The following is a 17,781-nucleotide window of genomic DNA, read 5'->3' on the forward strand; positions in this document are numbered from 1 at the left end:
GCTGCGCCAACGCGGCGCCGGACGGGCGCGACGGGGACTTCGCCGCTGCCGAGCGGCCTGACCACGCGGCCCTGGGCCGTCCATCCATGACGCGAGGAGCGCAATCGTGAACCCTTTCTACGCCGACAAGACCATCCTCATCACCGGCGGCGCCGGCGGGATCGGCGTGCAGACCGCCAAGGTCTTCCTGGACGCCGGCGCGCGCGTGCGCCTGGCCGACCGCGCGCAGGAGGCGCTGGAGCAGGCCCGCAGTGCGCTCGGCGGGCCGCCCAACCTGCAGCTGCAGGTCAATGGCCTCGATTCGGAAGAGGCCTGCACGCGTGCGCTGGAGGAGGGCGGCAAGCCCTACGCCTTGGTGCACCTGGCCGGCATCTCGCTGCCGGACCTGGAGGACCTGGGCGACCTCTCGCTGTTTGACGACACCATGGCCGCCAACGTGCGCAATGGCTACCAGCTCGGCCGGCTCTTTCACGCACGCTGCGCAGGCACGCCCGAGCTGCCTTCGCGCATGGTCTTCGCCTGTTCGCTTGCCTTCCGGCGCGGCGGGCTGGATCGCATCGCCTATTCGGCATCCAAGGGCGCGATCGCCGGCATGGTGCGCGCCATGACCCGCCGCTTCGCGCCGGTGGTGCACGTCAACGCCGTCGCGCCCGGCATCATCCTCACGCCCATGACGCGCCAGCTCATCGCCGACCGCGCCGAGAAGCTGATGGCCGAGATCCCGATCCGCCGCTTCGCCGAAGCGCGCGAGGTGGCCACCGTGATCGAGTTCTTGTGCGGTCCGGCCTCGAGCTATGTGAACGGGCAGATCATCAACGTGGACGGCGGGACGGTGCACGCCTGAACGCTGCGGCGTGCTGGGCTCCCATCCGGCCGACAGCCGCTTGGCCGATGGCGTCCGTCGTATGGACGCTTGCCGATCTGCGATCGATAGTCCCCATCGTGCGCCGGCTGCGCATGAATAGGGGGGTGACCTCGTGGCGGAAGCGCAGTTTCAGATCAAAAGCGAATCACCGGTCGCGGCGGACCTGATGTTCTGGAGCGTGGCGGGGCACGAAGGCCTCTCGCGCGCGTCGTTCTATGAGCTCACTGTGCTGTCGAAGAATCATGCGATCACAGCCGAGGACATCCTGGGGCATGCGTTCGATGTGGTCATCGCCTTCAAGGATGCGCAAGGAAGCCTGCACGAGCGGCACTGCCATGGGCACGCCACGCGCTTGATGCGCCTTGCGGCAGCAGGGCGCTACTTCGAGTACCAGATTCAGCTGCGCTCATGGTTCTGGCTGCTGACCAAGCGCACCAACTCACGCATCCTTCAGGACAAGCCCGTGCTCGATGTGATGGACGAGGTGCTCGAGGACAGTCCCATCAAGCGCCTGAAGAAAACCCGGACAGACCACGTCCTCGGGGTCCACGCGTCCCATCCCTACTGCGTGCAGTACCAGGAGAGCGACCATGCCTTCATCTCGCGGCTTTTGGAGGATGAAGGCATCTACTACTGGTTCGACGCGCACGACAGACCGGGCACCATGCACCTGTCGGATGCGCTGGACCTTGCACACGAGAAGCTGCCGGTCGTGGGCACCCTCGACCATGCACCGGACGGCAGCGAGCCGCGTTTCAGCGAGATCGCGCAGTGGGTGAGCATGCGCCAGTTCGACACCGGCAAGTACGCCTCGCGCGACAACGACTTCAGGGCGGTGAGCAAGAAGCTCAGCGCCGACAAGGGCGATCCGGATGCCCATGAGTTGTCGGATCTCGAGTCCTTCGAGTTCCCTGGCGGCTATGCCGATGGCGACGACGCCGAGAACATCGCAGGCGTGCGCCTCGATGAACTCGTCGGCCGGCGCCAGCGTCATTGGGCCTTCACGCGTTGGCCCGACGTCGCCGTCGGGAAGCGCTTCGATTTCAAAGGCGACCCCGATGGCCTGCGCGACGGCGAATACGTCATTGCCGCCTGCACCTTCGTCGTCACGCACCCGGGCTACGAGAGCATCGACCCGATCCGGCACGGCCGTTCGCTGGCGGAGGTGCTCAAGACGGTGCTCGACGACGACGCGGTGAATGCCGATTCGCGCTCGGCCTTCGAAACACTGATCGTCGAATCGCCGGCGCTGCGCACGGGCCTGCATGGCAGCGGCGCCTTCCTGCTCACACTCCTGCCCACCGACATGCCCTGGCGCCCACCGAGGCTGACACCGCGCGCCCGCATGCCCGGTCCGCAGTGCGCCCTGGTCGTCGGCAAATCGGGCGAGGAAATCTGGACGGACGAGTTCGGGCGCGTGAAGGTGCAGTTCCATTGGGACCGTTACGGCAAGAAGGACGAGAACAGCTCTTGCTGGATGCGCGTCTCGCAGCCATGGGCGGGCAAGGGCTGGGGCGCGGTTGCGATCCCGCGCATCGGGCAGGAGGTGATCGTCGACTTCCTCGATGGCGACCCCGATCAGCCCATCATTGTCGGGCGCTTCTACAACGGTGAAAGCATGCCCCCCTATGCACTGCCCGCCAATGCGGTCGTCAGCGGACTCAAGACGAGCACGCACAAGGGCAACGGCTACAACGAGATGTCGATGAACGACACGGCAGGCAAGGAAATGATCACGATCCACGGGCAGTACGACATGAGCACGACGGTGCTGCATGACCAGTCCACGACGGTGAACAACAACCGCACGGACCGGATCGACGTCGACGATTCGGAAACCGTGGGCAACAACCAGAGGCAATCGATCGGCGTCAACCAGTCGATCTCCGTTGGCACCAATCGGGATGAGTCTGTCGGTGGCACCGAGACCATCACCATCGGCGGTCACAGGACGGAAACCGTCAACGGCGGCGAGACGGTCACGGTGACCGGTGGCCGTGTCCACACCGTCAACGGGGTCCAGACCACCACGATCTCGCTGGCCGAGTCGCACAGCGTGGGCGCCGGACGCATGCATAACGTCGGCGCGGGCGAGATGATCGATGTCGGCGGCGCCCAGATGGTGAACATCGGCGGCGCGCAGGTGGTGAATGTCGGAAGCCTGCAGAAAGTCAGCGTCGGAGGGTTGCAGTCGTTCAGCGTGGGCGGGACGCACAAGCTGGCCGCCGCGGTCATCGGGGAGACATCGAAGGGGCCGATCAAGATCAAGGCTGGCGCGGTCTGCATGATCGAGGCGCCGACCATCGTGTTGAAGGCCGGCGGCAGCAAGATCGTTCTGGATTCGAGCGGGATCACGATCAAGGGTGCCAAGATCACCATCAAGGCCGATGGCAGCGCGTCTTTCAAGGCCGGTGGCTCCATCAAGATCAAGGGTGCCAACCTGGGGGAGGATTGAGCGATGAAGCAGCTCCGCGATCAGGACGATCTGCACGGCGTTCGGGCGATGATCGCCGATGTGGCCGAATGGTCGAAGGTGGCAGGCGAGGGCGTGTCGCTGGCTACCTTCGCCGGCTTCGATGAACAGGGCCGCTTTCTCGTCGTGCTGAGCGGTTCGCTGCCTGCAGTGCCCGCGTTGTCGACGCTCGGTCTCTCCCGCGCGGAAGCGGGCGTGGCGGTGGTGGTCGCGTTCCAGAAGGGCAGGGTGCGCAGTCCGGTCATCCTGGGCCGCTTGCAGGCAGGCGAGGCGCCGTCACCCACGGCCGCGGTCGAGATCGACGGCGAGCGCGTGGTGCTTCAGGCGAGGCAGCGGATCGACCTGCGATGCGGCGACGCCAGCATCGTGCTCACGAAGGCCGGCAAGGTGTTGATCAAGGGCAATTTCGTGCTCACGCGCTCGCGCGGTGCCAACAAGATCAAGGGCGCTCACGTGGACATCAACTGAGGCGAGGGCGCGCCATGTGGCAACTGGACAACCGCACGCCGTACGCCGCCGAGCGCACCTGGGTGCGCGACCGCGATGGCGCCGAGATCTGGATCGTGGCGGTGAAGTGCAGCTTCGACATCCTCGCCGACGGCGGCACCGTGTTGGCCGAGGTCCAATCCCCTGTGGTGCAGGTACCGGCGTTCGCGAACCCGGCGGAGCCCGCTCGTTCCAGCCTGCGCCATGACACGGACATGGTGCGCACCAAACTGACGACGGACGTGCTGCTGCTCGGCGAAGCCCATGCACCGGGCGGCGTACCGGTCGCGACGCTCGACGTGGGTTTTCGCGTGGGACCGGTGGTCAAGCGGCTGCGCGTCACCGGCGACCGCGTGTGGCTCGGTGGTTCGCCTTCGGAGCCGGAGCCATTCGCGACGATGCCGCTCTGCTACGAGCGCGCCTACGGCGGGGTCGATCCGGCCAGCCGGCGCAGCGCACGGCCACAGTGGGACGCTCGCAATCCTGCCGGCACCGGCTTTGTGCTCGATGCGGCAGGCGCCGAGGGTGTGCGGCTGCCCAACATCGAATATGCCGACCGGCCGGTGCAAGGCTGGAGCGACCGGCCGGCACCGGCCGGCTTTGGCCCGCTCGGCGTGCACTGGCAGCCGCGGCTGAGCCTGGCGGGCACCTACGACGAACGTTGGATGCGCGAGCGGCAGCCCCTGCTGCCGCACGACTTCGATGACCGCCACTACCAGTGCGCGCCGGCCGACCAGCAGTCGCCGCAGTTCCTGGCGGGCGGCGAGCCCGTGGCGCTGGTGCATTTGGCGCGGCAGCCCGAGCTGCGCTTCACACTGCCGCGCGTCCTGCTGCGCCTCGATACCTTCTTCTCCGACGGCACCCGGACCATGCACGCCCGGCCGCGGCTTCACACGGTGATTCTCGAGCCCTCGGCCCTGCGTGTCTCGCTGGTGTGGCACAGCGCGCTGCCCTGCCACACGAAGGTCCACAAGTTGCAGAAGACGCGGATCGTGGAGAAGCGGGTGCTGAACCTGAGCGATTCGGGGACCGCCGAGGCGCTGGAGGGCTGAGCATGGCCATCGTCGCGCTCCGGATCCTCGGGCTGGGTGCCTGCACCCCGATCGGCCGTACCGTCTGGGCGAGCGCGGCAGCGGCGCGGGCCGGCGTGTGCGGCTTCTTCGAGCACCCGTACATGGTCGACACGGCCGGCGCGCCGATGCGCGTTGCGCGCGCGCCCTGGCTGGACATTGGAATGGAGAGCGCCGCGCGCCTGGCCGCGCTGCTCCTGCCGGCCATCGAGGAAGCGCTGATGTGCGTGCCTGCGCAGGGCGAGGGCGCGCCTGCGCGCCTGGGCCTGGCCCTGGCACTGCCGCCGCCGCGGCCCGGTCGGGCCGAGGGGCTGGCCGAGGACCTGCTGGCGTCGCTGCGCGAACGCATGGGCGATCGTTTCACCCAGGTCGCGCGCTTCGAGGTCGGGCACGCGGCCGGTCATCTGGCCGTCGCCGCAGCCGAGGCCGGCTGCGCACGGGGCGCCTTCGACGCCTGCGTGGTGGCGGGCGCCGATTCCTACCTGGCCCCCCGGACACTCGAATGGGTCGAGGACTGTGACCAGCTGCATGGCGGCGGGCCGCTCAACAACGCCTGGGGCTTCGTCCCCGGCGAAGCAGCCGGCGCCATCCTGCTCGGTCCTGCCGGATTCGCGCGACGCTTCGGCATCGAGCCGCTCGGCGAATTGGTCTCGGTCGGCATCGGCATGGAAGCGCGGCGCATCAAGACCGGCGAGGTGTGCACCGGCGAGGGGCTGACGCAGGCCTTCCGCGCCGCCCTGCAGGCCCTGGCCTCCGGCGAACAGGTGCACAACGTGTTCTGCGACCTCAATGGGGAGCCCTACCGCGCCGACGAATTCGGCTTCGCCGCGCTGCGCACTGGCGAGTATTTCCGCAGCGCTTCGGACTTCATCGCGCCGGCCGACTGCTGGGGCGACGTGGGCGCGGCGAGTGCGCCGCTGCATGCCGCACTGGCCGTCATCGCGCATCGCAAGCGCTACGCCAAGGGGCCGCTGTCGCTGGTGTGGGGAAGTTCCGAGTCGGGCGAGCGGGGCGCGGTGCTGGTGCGCAGCGCCGAACCCGACGGGGGCTGAGCCGTGCCGGTCACCATCCAGGTCAATGGCACCAGCCTCACGCTGGTTCACAAGTTCAGCACCGGTATCAGCACCGCAACGATCCCTGATGTGTGCAAGACACCGAGCCCGGGCGGGCCGGTGCCGGTGCCCTATCCGAACATTGCCAACTCGATCACCCTGTCGAACGGCACCACCACGGTCAAGGGCGACAAGGCGATGGCCGCCCACAAGGGCTCGAAATTCGCGTTGTCGAACGGCGACAACGCCGGCGTGGCGGGAGGCGTCAAGTCCAGCACCTTCATGAAGGAGGCGACCTGGATTCTCTACTCCTTCGATGTGAAGATGGACGGCAAGAGCGCTGCCCGGCTCACGGACAAGATGTTTCACAACGCGGAGAACGCGGCGAATCTGGGTGGAGTGGCGCAGCCGGGCTTTGCCGTCGAAGTCGGCGACCAGGCGCTTGCCGACAAGCTCTGCGATGCGGCCTGCAAGGCCATGGACGACAAGAAGAAAAAAGACGCGGCAGACATCAAGAAAGGGAAGACGCCCACGTCCAAGTTCCAGAACCTGATGCGCGATCGCCTCGATCCCAAGCCGCGCGGGCGTCAAGCGGGCCTCATCACCGAGGCCTCGCAGGAGATCGGCGGCGACTTCATCGGCAAGTGGGGCGCGGCAACCGGAAGCGGATCAGGATTCGTCAAGTGGGACATCGTGTTGACCGGTGCCAAGAAAGCCGTTGAAAAAGGAACGGTGGCGCTCAGCAAGGTGACCAAAATCATCGAGGTCAAGTTTCCCGGCGACAGCCTGACGGACAACCAGGTCGCCATCATGAAGAAGTCGGCCACGGCCAAGAAAGTGACGGTCATGGATGTCGAGAATGACTGCGTTTGCACCTGAAAGTGGAACCAGAAAGGTAGAACCCCATGGATGGACCCCTGTTCACGCTCCAGAAAGGCGATCATGTTCTGGCGATGCCCTGCCTCGAAGTCGTGGCCTTCGCCTACGGCGCGCCGCAAGGCGGCGAGGGGTTCGCGCGCTTCCTGCGCTCGTTCTCCGAGGCCTTCGGACACCACCTGCGCTTCTACCGCACAGGGGACATGAAGCGATTCCGGGCCTTCGACGCGCAGGCGTTCGAGGGTCCTCATCACTGGTTCTCCGATCCGCGCCTCCTGGCCTCCAAGATGCTGGGGTTCCGGGCGCATGCCGGCGAGGCGGCACGCAACGTCGTTCCGCCTGCCGTGCAGATGGCGCTGCTGGGCGTCTTCAAGCCGCCCTGCTTCGTGGTGCGAATGATGCTGCCGGTCGAATGGGCCAGCGAGCCGGACCAGGTGATCGCACTGGTTCGCAATGCGCTGGAGGAGTTTCCGCTCAGCAGCGGCTACTGCGGATACTCCTTCGTCTGGGATGAGGCGGACCCCGGAGTGGAGCGGGAAGTCTGCCGATGGGCGGCACCTCTTCTCCTGCGGTACCCCGGCCTCGGATATGGGGATGCGATCACGATGTCGAACGCGGCCGAGCGCGGCGTGGCCGCCGTGGCCTGGCTGACCCTGCTGGGCGCAGAGGCGGCGGCCGCGCTCGGCGGTCCGGCTGCACTGCAGCGCAGCGCTCCCGCCGATGTGTCGCTGCTCCCCCTCGGCAAGAGCGGCGTGCTGCTGCGTGCGGGCACCGCGCCGCAACTCGGCGACGTGAACCGGCAGGACCTGCTGCCGGCCTGCCACGCGGTCGGACGGCTCGTCGCGCCCGTGCTGGCTCCCGACGAGGCCTTCGAGGACCTGGCGATCAAGGGCATGTCCGACGAGGATGCACATGACTGGCTTCGACGCTTCTTCGCCTGAGCGCTACTCGGGCCCTGTCGCGATCGATGTGACGTTGGCCGCAGTGCCCGCGGGCGGGGTCGAACTGGTGGAGCGCCGCATCCGCGTCTTCCTCGAGGCATTCGATGCGGGGTTCTTCTTCCCGGGCCGCCTTCGCGATCGCGCCGAGATCCGGTGCGAAGCGGCATCCGTCCACGCGAGGCTGCAGGTCGAAGATCTCGCCGTCGCGGCGCTTGGCGTGCTGGGAGGCGTGCTGACCGACTGCCGCCATCACGATGTTTCGTTCCGGTCGGCGCATGCCTTGCTGGGCCGCCGCGAGCATGACCTGTCGGTCGACAGCGGCGCGCGACCGGCCGCCGTCGCAGTGCCGCCGTTCAAGGTCGAACTGCCACCGGACCTCGGCGGCAACAGCGCCTTGCTGATCGAAATAGAGTTCGCGCAGCCGGTCGAGCCCCGGGCCGGCCAGCGCCTGCTCGACACCCTTGCGCTGTGGGACACACTGACGCTCGCGTATCCCGACGATCCGGACGAAGCGGTGGAAGTCAGCGGCGCGCAGGCCATGTTCAACGATCCGCGCACGATTCACTATCACGAGTGGATCTGGGACAACGCCGACGCGGACGCCTGGAACCTGATCGTCAATCTCTGCTGCGCTTGGCACGTGGTGCTGCCCGTGGTGCGGCTGCACTTCGAGTAGGGGTGGCAGGTGGACACAGGTTCGCTGGTGCACGTCGTCGAGGAGCATGCCGACGAAGCCTCGTTTCTGTGGCTCCAGCGCGGCAGCGCCGTCCACGCACCCCACTACACCCCTTCGCAGTTCGCCGACCTCGACGAGCGCCTGGCCGCTCATATCGATGGCTTGCGCGTCGCCGGCGACGTGGGCTGGCAGTGCGCCGCGGCGGCCCTCGACAACGAGGGAGCGGAAGATTTTTTCCCCGCCGCCGTACTGGCCGCGGAGGCACCCGATGGACGCTTCGATGCCTTGGTCGAGCGTGCCGCCGATGCGCCGGACGCGGTCCCGGGCGTCGCATCCGCGCTCGGCTGGGTCGCGCCCGAATACCTGCGTGGCCGCGTGAAGGCGATGGTCGACGATGCTGCGCCGCTGCGGCAGAAGCTCGGCATCGCCGCCTGCGCGCTGCATCGGAAGGATCCTGGTCCCGTGCTCGGCCGTCTGCTCGACGGTGCAGTGGACAGCGTGCGCATCCGCGCGCTCCGCGCCGCTGGCGAACTCGGGCGCACCGATCTCGCGGCCCAGGTGCAGGCCGCAGCCGTCGAGCCCAAGCCCGAGCTGCGCTTCTGGGCCGCCTGGTCGGCCGTGTTGCTCGGCGACAGGTTTCAGGCGATCGAGGCGCTTGAGGCGGTGGCCTTGAAGCCAGGGCCGCGTCAGTTGCGCGCATTGCAGCTGGCCTTGCAAGCCGTGGAGCCGGCCGCGGCGCACGCGCTGTTGGTGGCGTTGTCCTCGGTGCCGGATGCCGCGCGTTTGCGCATCATGGGTGCCGGCTTTGCAGGCGACGCGCGTTATGTCCCCTGGCTCATCGAGCAGATGGCCCAGCCCGCGCTTGCGCGGATCGCGGCAGAGGCCTTCGTTTCCATCACCGGTGCCGACTTCAATCTCGAGCAGATGGAGGTGCCTCCGCCCGATGGCTTCGAGGACGGGCCCACCGAAGACCCCGATGACGAGAGCGTCGAACTGCCGGAGGACCTTGCGCTGCCTTGGCCCGATGTGCAGAAGGTCCGCGGTTGGTGGGACCGGCATGTCGCGCGGTTCTCGAACGGCACGCGCTGCTTCCTCGGGCAGCCGGTGACCGAGGCGCATTGCCTGGCAGTGCTGCGCGAGGGCTTCCAGCGCCAGCGCGTGGCGGCCGCACTGCACTTGGCGTTGCTGCGGCCCGGCAGCGTGCTGTTCCCGACCAGTGCGCCGGCATGGCGCCAGCAGCGCCGGCTCGGCGAACCCGGGTGACCCGCGGGCATCATTTTTGCCAATGAATCGTTCAGTTCATCGATGAGCCCGACCGGGTCGGGCGCCGTTCGCCGAGCCGAACGCAGTCCGATGCGTCGGACCTCGGCCGGCGGTGCCGGTGCGTGGGGGAAGCCGGCATCCTCCACCTGATCCGAGCCTCCCCGAACTTGGCCACGACCGGGCATGCCGATGCGGTCGGACCCAGTGAGCCAAAGAGGCCGTTCGCGCAAGCGCGTTTCTCCGCGCGTCCGGGAAGCGCATGGAGGCCTAACATCGCCCCGTCCGGCGGGCTTTTGTCCAGGGAGCACGAGGAGCCGCGGGAGACGCTGAGGAGTGGAATGAAGGCAGTCGTGCGACGCGCGCTGGGTTGGCTCGTGGCGGTGGCGATCATCGGGGCGGCCGCGCTGGCCGGCCATGCGGTGGCCATGCGCGCGGGGCTGGAGCGTCTGCGCGAGGCCGCGCAGCACCGGCTCGACGTGGTGGCCGCCGGGCTGGAAGCCGACCTGGTGCGCTTCGACTACCTGCCCTCGCTGCTGGAGATCACGCCCACGGTGTTCGCGCTGCTCGACCAGCCCGACGACGCGGACCTGCGTGGCCGCACCAATCGTGTGCTGGAGCGCATCAACGCGACGGCCGGCGCGTCGAATCTCTACATCGTCGATGCCTCGGGCGTGTGCCTGGCCGCCTCGGATTGGAACGACCCCGGCACGCCGGTCGGCGCCAACCTCTCGTTCCGGCCCTACGTGAAGGACGCGCTGGCGCGCGGTCGGGGCCGGTTCTACGGCGTCGGCTTCACCAGCCGGCGCGCCGGCTACTACCTGTCCTACGCCCTCTTCGGCCAGGGACAGCGCCGCGGCGTGGCAGCGGTGAAGGTCGATCTGGAAGCCGCCGAGTCCGCCTGGCGCAAGCTGCCTGGCGAGCTGCTGGTGCTCGACGAGCGCGGCGTCGTGATCCTGTCCTCGCGGGAGGAATGGAAGTTCAGGCCTCTCGCGCCCCTGGGACCCGAGGCCCTGGCAGACATCGCCGACACGCGCCCCTATGGCTCGGCGCCGCTGACGCCCCTGGATTGGCGCGAAACGCCGCAGCCGGCCGGTGGCGCGGCGGCAATCCGGTTGCAGGGCGCGCAGTACCTCGGCACGAGCCGCTCCCTCGAGCCGGCGGGCTGGCGCGTGGTGGCGCTCGACGACACGGCGCCGGTGCGCGCCGGCGCGCGCAACCTCGCCCTCATGGCCGCGCTGGGTGCGATGGTGCTGCTGCTGGTCGCGACGGTGCTGGCGCAGCGCCACCGTGCCTTGCGCGCCAAGCTGGCCAGCCGCGCCGCGCTGCAGGCGGCGCACGACAGCCTCGAGTCCAAGGTCGTGCTGCGCACGGCCGAGCTGCGCAGCGCGGTGGCCAAGCTGGCCGAGGAGGTCGAGGCCCGCAAGGCCATCGAAGCCGACCTGCGCGCCACCCAGGGCGAGCTGGTGCACGCCGGCAAGATGGCGGCGCTGGGCCAGATGTCGGCCGGCATGGTGCACGAACTCAACCAGCCGCTGGGCGCGCTGCGCACCCTCTCCGACAACGCCTGCGTGCTGCTGGAGCACGGGCGCACCGACGACGTGCGGGGCAACCTGCAGCGCATCGCCCACCTCGTGGATCGCCTCGGACGGCTGACGTCCCGGCTCAAGGCCTTCGCGTACAAGAACACGCTGGCGCGCGAGCGTGTCGACCTGCGGCAGTCGATCGCCAATGCGCAACTGATGCTGTCCGAACGCCTGCGCGACAAGGGCGTGGAACTGGTGGTGCACGTGGCGCCCGAGGGCCTCGCGGCCTGGGCCGAGGAAGCGCGCCTGGAGCAGGTGCTGGTCAACGTGATGGGCAATGCCATCGATGCGATGGACGCGTCGCCGCTGCGGCGACTGCGCATCGAGGCAGGCATCGACCCGGCGCAGGAACACCGCTGCGCGATCCAGGTCTGCGACACCGGGCCGGGCATCCGTCCCGACATCCTGCCGCGCCTGTTCGATCCTTTCGTCACGAGCAAGCCGGCCGGTGCCGGCCTGGGCCTGGGGCTGATGATCTCGGCCCACATCGTGCGCGAGCTGGGCGGGAGCCTGCGGGGTGCGAACATCGGGGGCTCCGGCGCCTGCTTCACCATCGAGCTGCCGCTGGCGGCGACACAGGAGGCCGTACACACATGAGCGATAGCGCCCCGATCCGCGTGATCTTCGTCGAAGACGATGCCGATGTGCGACTGGGCAGCACCCAGGCGCTGGAACTCGCCGGGCTCGCGGTGGACGGCTTCGCCAGCGTGGAGGAGGCGCGTTCGCGCATCCGCGCCGGTGCGCCGGTGGTCGTGCTGAGCGACGTGCAACTGCCCGGCATGAGCGGCACCGACTGGCTGGGCGAGATCCGTGCCGTCGACCCCGAGCTGCCCGTGATCCTGGTCACCGGCCACGGTGACATCGCGATGGCGGTGCACGCGATGCGGCAGGGCGCCTACGACTTCATCGAAAAGCCTTTCGCGTCGGAGCAACTGGTCGCGGTGGTGCGGCGCGCCACCGAGAAGCGGTCGCTGACGCTCAAGGTGCGGGAGCTGCACGAGCATCTGGAGAACCGGCAGGGCATCGAGGCTGCCCTGCTGGGACGCTCGGCCCAGATGCAGCGCGTGCGGCGCGAGGTGCTCAACCTGGCGGGGACCTCGGTCGACGTCGTGATCTACGGCGAGACCGGCACCGGCAAGGACCTGGTGGCCCGCTGCCTGCACGAGCACAGCGCGCGCCGCCGCGCGCACTACGTGCCGGTGAACTGCGGCGGGCTGCCCGAGGCGCTGGCCGAGAGCGAGCTCTTCGGCCACGAGGCCGGCGCCTTCACCGGCGCCACGCGGGTGCGCGTCGGCAAGTTCGAGCATGCGCAGGGCGGCACGCTGTTCCTCGACGAGATCGAGAGCATGCCGATGGCGGTGCAGGTCAAGCTGCTGCGTGCCCTGCAGGAGCGCAGCATCGAGCGGCTGGGCTCGAACCGGCTGATCCCGATCGACTGCCGCGTGATCGCCGCCGCCAAGGAGGACCTCAAGGCCCTGGTCGACCGGCAGAAGTTCCGCGCCGACCTGTACTACCGCATCGGCGTGGCCTTCATCGAGCTGCCGCCGCTGCGCGAGCGGCGGGAGGACATCCCGCTGTTGTTCGAGCATTTCACGCTGCAGGCCGCCAGCCGCTACCAGCGCGCGGCGCCGGTGGTCGGCGCCGGCCAGCTGGCCGAGCTCATGGCCCACGGCTGGCCGGGCAACGTGCGCGAGTTGCGCAACGTGGCCGACCGCTACGTGCTGGGCCTGCCGGGCGACCGCCTGCTGCCGGCCCCCGGCGGCACGGAGCTGCCGAGCAGCCTGCCGGCACAGATGGAGCGCTTCGAGCGGGTCATGGTCACCGAGGAGCTGCGGCGCTGCCACGGTGACGTGGTCCAGACCGCGAAGGCGCTCGGGCTGCCCAAGCAGACGCTTTACGACAAGCTGAAGCGGCTGCGGGTGTCGACCGAGGCGTTCCGGCAGGAAGGCTGAGGGGTTCGCGGCGCGGGTCGCGGCCGTGGCCGGCCTTCACGGGAACAACGGCGTGTAGGGCGAGTTCAGGAGCCTCGGCACGGACGGCATGTCCTGCGCGGCGCCGGCGCCGAACACGTAGCGCAGGTAGGCGTGGCCCGTGAATTGCCGGTAGTCGCGCGCGTTGTTGAAACCCAGTGCGCCGCCGAGGTAGAGCTGGGGCGCGAGCCGGTATTCCAGGACGGCGGCGAGGTTGTACGCGAGGCCCGTGTGCCGCGTCCCGGCGGTGAACGCCGCGGCGCCGGTCAGGAGCGACAAGGGCGCCGGATCTTCGCGGAAGGACTGCATGCCGATGGAGGCGTTGAGGCGCCAGCTCAAGCGGCCGTCCCGGCCCTGCCAATCGATGGGCAAGGTCAGGCTGGCATGGCGCTGGGGGCTGAAGTAGCCGCCCTGGCCGTAGGTGAAGCCGCCAAGGTTCTTGTCGTAAGAGATCAGGCCGACGTCCAGGCCCACGGTCAGCCCGCCGTCCGGTCCGCGCGACAGCGGCAGGTAGACGCCGCCGCCCAGTGCGTGGCGGCGGTTGTCCTCCACGTGAAGGCCGGTGATCGAATGGACGGCGCCGCGGCCGTAGACGCCCCAGCTGCCGAAATCCCGGGCCAGGTCCAGCCGGCCGCCGGTGGCGACCACGCCACCCCAGCGCAGGCCGGTGCGCGGGTCGCGCGTGCCGGCGAAGGACAGCAGGCTGTCCGTGACCGGCCGGCGCGACAGCTCGGCCTTGAAGCTGACCGTTTCGCCGAGCCGGCCGCTGTAAGCCAGGTGGCCGACCACGTTGCTGTGCTCGAAGCCCTGCGGCGTGGTGCCCAGGCTGGCGCTGAAGTTCGCGTCTTCGTAGCCGACGTGCAGGCCCACGCCCTGCGCGCGCTGCTCGCCGGGCGGCGGCGCGAGGCCGGCGGCCTGCCGTTGTGCGGCCCACATGCCGCCGCCGAAGCGGCTGGCACTGCCTGCGTCGACGCCGAGCGTGCCCGCACGGAGCTCGGTGGGTGTGACGCCGAGCACGATGCGGCCCTCGCCGGCCGGAAGGTGGGCTTCGATGGGCGTCTGCACGTCGCTCAGGCGGCCCAGGCCGGGTTCGCCGCTGCGATGGCGGTACACGGTGCCGGCGGCGAGCTGCGGCGCGCGCTCGGCCTCGGCCCGGCGTTCCGTGGCCTGACGGGCTTCGAGCTCCGCCTGCTGGCGGTCGAGATCGGCGCGCCGCGCCTCGGCCGTGGACTGGAGCTTTTGCCGCAGCGCGTTCATGTCGGCCGTGCGCGATGCGTCCGGGATGCGGTCCAGATACGCCATGCCTGCCGCGGGGTCGCCGGCATCGGCGGCCAGCAGCGCCTGTGCGTGCAGCGCGTCCGGCGTGTCGCGCTGCGCGGCGGGCATCGCCTCCATGAGCGCGTGCGCTTCGGACGGCAGGTCCATGCGGCGGTAGACCAGCGCGAGGTCGTAGCGCAGCCACGGGTTGCCGGGCGCTTCGGCCAGCGCCGCTTCGAGCGTGCGCCGTGCGCCGGCGCTGTCGCCGGCGTCGGCCTCGCGCCGGGCCTGCGCGCGCGCCTGCGCGGCGCGCATGTCCGCCAGGCCGGCCAGGGCGCCGCGCGCGGCGGGCTGCGCCGGATCGAGCTGGATGGCGCGCTCCAGCAGTTGCCTGGCCGAAGCCAGGTCGCCGCGTTCGCGGGCGGCGCTGGCCTGGCCGACGAGATTCCAGTAGGTGGCGCTTCGCAACGCGGCCGACCACCGCCGGCCGTTGCCGGAGCGCGAGGCCTGGGTCAGCAGGTCTTCGGCCTGCGCGAACTGCTGTTGCCGCAGGCGCACCAGACCCAGGCCGCCGAGTGCATCGGCGTGCGTGGGGCGCTGCCGGAGGGCGGCGCGGAAGTGGCGTTCGGCGGCGCCCAGGTCGCCGCGCTCGAATGCGGCGAATCCCAGGCGCAGCGGGTCGGGGGCGGCGGGGCCTTCGGTGGCCTGCGGCGCACGCGCGGTGCCCAGTCCATCCAGGCGCTGCGCGACGGCGGGATCGGACTGCATCGACAGGTAGTCGCGGTAGAGCGCGGCGTCGGCGGGCCGTGCGTCCAGCCACAGCAGCGCCTGTCGCCAAGCCTCGCGCGCCGCGCTGCCGTTCGGCAGCCTGGCCAGCTCGGCCAGGCTGCGGATGCCTTCGCGCCGGGTCGCGTCGCGATAAGTCTGGAGCTGGGCCAGCGCCAGCCGCACGTCCTGCCGGTCCGGCCGGCTGCGCGCGAGCTGTTCGAGGCCGCGGCGGCTTTCGTCCCAGCCCTGGGGCGTGCCGGCGAGCAGTTGGTAGTACTCGAGCGCGATCGGCTCCGGCGGCGGGCGGTTGCCGAAGATGGCGCGATAGGCCTGCAGTGCTTCCTCCGTGCGTCCGGCGCGGGCGGCGGCGCGCGCGGCCTGCAGGTCGGTGGCGGGGCCGCCGGGCTGGCGCAGGCGGGCCTCGAGCCGGGCCGCTCTGGCGTCGGCCGGGTGCGCGGCGCGCAGGCGCGCGATCCAGTCCTGCGCCTGCGCCGGCCGGCCGCGCGCGAGCTCGACCTGGGCCATGCCGTAAAGCGCGTCGGCCGATTGCGGATCGGCGCTGAGCAACTTGCGCCAGCTGGCTTCCGCCAGTTCGAGCCGGCCCAGGCTCTGCCAGTGCATGGCCTGCTCGGCCAGCGCGGCGCGCGCGTCCGGTTGGGCGAGGGCGGGGCCTGCACCGAGGGCAGCGCAGGCGGCGACGCAGGCCAGTTGCCTCAGGCGGGTCGGCGTGGGGCGCAAAGGCGTCTCCAATCGGGCTGCAGCTCCCCGTTGCGCCCGAAGGCGTAGCGGCCATCGAGCCAGGCCTGGCCGAACAGCAGCAGCATGCGCTCGTAATAGGGCAGGGGGGCGGGGGCCGGCGTGCCGGCCATGCGCTCGCGGATGCGTGCGAGCTGCACATCGAGCGGCGCCTGCAGGTCCTGCGCCTGGAGGTAGGGCAGCAGCGCGCCCGCGAAGCCGACCGGCGCGGCGCCGCGCATGGCGCCGGTGTCGGTATCCACGTATTCCGGCAGCGCCGCCTTCTTCAGCAGCAGCGCACGCGGGCCGCCCAGCGCATGGAGCAGCGCGGCGCGCGCGGGCTCCTGGGCGTGCAGCATGCCGGCCCACAGGTAGACACGGATGGCGTCGTAGCTGCCGACCGTGGGCTTCTCGGGGTCGGGCACGAAGGCGCGGTCCTTTTCCGACCAGGCGCACCAGTCGGGCGCGAAGCCGCGCGGCGCGGTCGCTTCCGTCATGCGTTGCGTGTGCCGGGCGATTTCGTCCCAGGGGCCCGGCGGGTCTTCCTGCTGGAAACGGCGCAGGAGCTGCAGCGGCAGGTAGCTGGGATTGAGGCGCCACAGCGGCCCGCTGGCGATGGCGCGGGGCCAGGGCAGCAGCATGAGGCCGAGTCCGGGCAAGGTGGCGACTTCTTCGCGGGCTGCATTGGCGAGCACGCTGCGGCCGAGCGCGCGGTAGGCGGCATGGTTCCATAGCCGGCCGGCCTCGATCAGCGTGTAGGCGATCCACAGGTCGGCGTCGGAGGCCGGGGTGGCATCCAGCACGCCCCAGCGGCCATCGGGCTTGCGGCCCCAGTGCCAGGCGGGCAGGCGCTCGGCGAGTTGCCCGTCGGCCAGGTTGGCAGCGGTCCACTGGAGGATGCGGTCGAAGGCCGGGCGGTCGTTGTGGACGAGTGCGAAGAACAGGGCGTAGGACTGGCCTTCGGAGGTTGAATGCTGCTCGGGCGCGTCGAAATCGATGATGCGTCCGTCACGCTGGAGATGGCGTTCGGCGAAGCGGGTCCAGTCGTCGGTGGGGAGGCAGGGGAGGGTTGCGGCGTGCATTGCGTCGGGGAGTGCTGACACTGGCAAGAGGGCCAGGGCGGTCAGGTAACGGCGGCGCGACTCTTTGGGGAGGGTCACTGGATTGCTTTCGCCTGGGCCTGGGTGGCGCTGGCTTGCTCCGGCGCCCTGTGGGAGAGGGTTGGGGGCAGGGCACTGGGCCTTTGTTCTTGCCTTGCTTGTTGGGTGGCGCAGGAGCTTTGAATTGGCCTCTTGGGCCTTTGTTTTTGCCTTGCTTGTTGTTTGGCGCAGGAGCCGGGAATTCGCCCCGGCGGGCGAGTTACTTTCTTTGTCTCGCCAAAGAAAGTAACCAAAGAAAGGCGACCCCACTGCGCGTGTCCCTCCGCTTCGCTGCGGGCAACCTGCGGTGCTCGCACATCCGGCCCCGCCGCAGAACTCGCTACGCGCCCTTCGGGCGCTGCGCTCAAACAGCTGCGGCGAGTCAGATCACGAAGCACGCCTGTCCTTCGGCAGGCGTGCGGGCCGGCTGCACTGCGCTCCTCGGCACGCGCAGAGGGGATGGAACTCCAACGCGCCATGGCGCGTACTTGTGTGGGGGGTGGTGGAGTCAGCGCAGTGGATCTCCCCGCACGTTGCGCCAGCTCATGCGCCGGGGACTTCGCCAAGTGGAGCAAGCCATAGCTTGCGACACTCTCCGCGAAGCGCAGCGAGCCGTTGGTGGCCGAG

General features: G+C 69.8%; 13 protein-coding genes. 11 read left to right on the plus strand and 2 right to left on the minus strand.

Annotation, left to right across the window (positions count from 1 at the left end):
• Positions 1-106 precede the first annotated feature (106 nt).
• The 11 genes from ABEA07_RS23205 to ABEA07_RS23255 all read left to right on the plus strand — a co-directional run bounded on the left by ABEA07_RS23205 (position 107) and on the right by ABEA07_RS23255 (position 13,237).
• A complete protein-coding gene (locus ABEA07_RS23205; protein WP_345540841.1) occupies positions 107-844 on the plus strand; it encodes an SDR family NAD(P)-dependent oxidoreductase in 738 nt (245 codons plus the stop codon).
• A 133-nt stretch (positions 845-977) separates the two neighbouring features.
• Positions 978-3,320, plus strand: coding sequence for a type VI secretion system Vgr family protein (locus ABEA07_RS23210; protein WP_345540842.1), 2,343 nt, complete (start codon positions 978-980; stop codon positions 3,318-3,320).
• Positions 3,321-3,323: 3 nt separating this feature from the next.
• Positions 3,324-3,806, plus strand: coding sequence for a DUF6484 domain-containing protein (locus ABEA07_RS23215; RefSeq protein WP_345540843.1), 483 nt, complete (start codon positions 3,324-3,326; stop codon positions 3,804-3,806).
• 14 nt (positions 3,807-3,820) lie between these two features.
• On the plus strand, positions 3,821-4,876 hold the full coding sequence (locus tag ABEA07_RS23220) for a DUF2169 family type VI secretion system accessory protein (protein WP_345540844.1): 1,056 nt from the start codon (positions 3,821-3,823) through the stop codon (positions 4,874-4,876).
• A gap of 2 nt (positions 4,877-4,878) precedes the next feature.
• Positions 4,879-5,946 (plus strand): hypothetical protein, encoded by a 1,068-nt coding sequence (locus tag ABEA07_RS23225; protein ID WP_345540845.1) that lies wholly within the window; start codon positions 4,879-4,881, stop codon positions 5,944-5,946.
• 3 nt (positions 5,947-5,949) lie between these two features.
• Positions 5,950-6,825, plus strand: coding sequence for a PAAR-like domain-containing protein (locus tag ABEA07_RS23230; protein ID WP_345540846.1), 876 nt, complete (start codon positions 5,950-5,952; stop codon positions 6,823-6,825).
• Positions 6,826-6,851: 26 nt separating this feature from the next.
• Positions 6,852-7,763 carry a type VI immunity family protein gene (locus ABEA07_RS23235; protein WP_345540847.1) on the plus strand — a complete coding sequence of 304 codons (912 nt, stop codon included), beginning with the start codon at positions 6,852-6,854 and terminating at the stop codon, positions 7,761-7,763.
• A gap of 34 nt (positions 7,764-7,797) precedes the next feature.
• The gene (locus ABEA07_RS23240; protein ID WP_345540848.1) at positions 7,798-8,439 is read left to right on the plus strand and encodes a hypothetical protein; all 642 of its coding nucleotides are present in this window, start codon (positions 7,798-7,800) and stop codon (positions 8,437-8,439) included.
• Between the two features lie 9 nt (positions 8,440-8,448).
• Positions 8,449-9,702 (plus strand): TIGR02270 family protein, encoded by a 1,254-nt coding sequence (locus ABEA07_RS23245; protein WP_345540849.1) that lies wholly within the window; start codon positions 8,449-8,451, stop codon positions 9,700-9,702.
• 338 nt (positions 9,703-10,040) lie between these two features.
• Positions 10,041-11,882, plus strand: a complete 1,842-nt coding sequence (locus ABEA07_RS23250; protein ID WP_345540851.1) for a sensor histidine kinase — start codon at positions 10,041-10,043, stop codon at positions 11,880-11,882.
• Positions 11,879-13,237: a sigma-54-dependent transcriptional regulator gene (locus tag ABEA07_RS23255; protein WP_345540852.1), complete on the plus strand. Its 1,359-nt coding sequence runs from the start codon at positions 11,879-11,881 to the stop codon at positions 13,235-13,237. The genes ABEA07_RS23250 and ABEA07_RS23255 overlap by 4 nt, the downstream gene beginning before the upstream one ends.
• Positions 13,238-13,273: 36 nt before the next feature.
• On the opposite strand, the gene ABEA07_RS23260 is transcribed toward ABEA07_RS23255, so the two are convergent.
• Positions 13,274-16,018, minus strand: a complete 2,745-nt coding sequence (locus ABEA07_RS23260; protein ID WP_345540854.1) for a cellulose biosynthesis protein BcsC — start codon at positions 16,016-16,018, stop codon at positions 13,274-13,276.
• Positions 15,994-17,097, minus strand: coding sequence for a cellulose synthase complex periplasmic endoglucanase BcsZ (gene bcsZ, locus ABEA07_RS23265; RefSeq protein ID WP_345540855.1), 1,104 nt, complete (start codon positions 17,095-17,097; stop codon positions 15,994-15,996). The genes ABEA07_RS23260 and bcsZ overlap by 25 nt, the downstream gene beginning before the upstream one ends.
• Positions 17,098-17,781 lie beyond the last annotated feature (684 nt).

Origin of the sequence: Variovorax defluvii (assembly GCF_039541515.1) — a bacterium.
Classification (GTDB): domain Bacteria; phylum Pseudomonadota; class Gammaproteobacteria; order Burkholderiales; family Burkholderiaceae_C; genus Variovorax; species Variovorax defluvii.

Coding starts and splice junctions, on each gene's coding strand:
- ABEA07_RS23215 (WP_345540843.1), top strand. CDS start 3,324: ATGAAGCAGCTCCGCGATCAGGACGATCTGCACGGCGTTCGGGCGATG.
- ABEA07_RS23220 (WP_345540844.1), top strand. CDS start 3,821: ATGTGGCAACTGGACAACCGCACGCCGTACGCCGCCGAGCGCACCTGG.
- ABEA07_RS23225 (WP_345540845.1), top strand. CDS start 4,879: ATGGCCATCGTCGCGCTCCGGATCCTCGGGCTGGGTGCCTGCACCCCG.
- ABEA07_RS23235 (WP_345540847.1), top strand. CDS start 6,852: ATGGATGGACCCCTGTTCACGCTCCAGAAAGGCGATCATGTTCTGGCG.
- ABEA07_RS23250 (WP_345540851.1), top strand. CDS start 10,041: ATGAAGGCAGTCGTGCGACGCGCGCTGGGTTGGCTCGTGGCGGTGGCG.
- ABEA07_RS23255 (WP_345540852.1), top strand. CDS start 11,879: ATGAGCGATAGCGCCCCGATCCGCGTGATCTTCGTCGAAGACGATGCC.
- bcsZ (WP_345540855.1), bottom strand. CDS start 17,097: ATGCACGCCGCAACCCTCCCCTGCCTCCCCACCGACGACTGGACCCGC.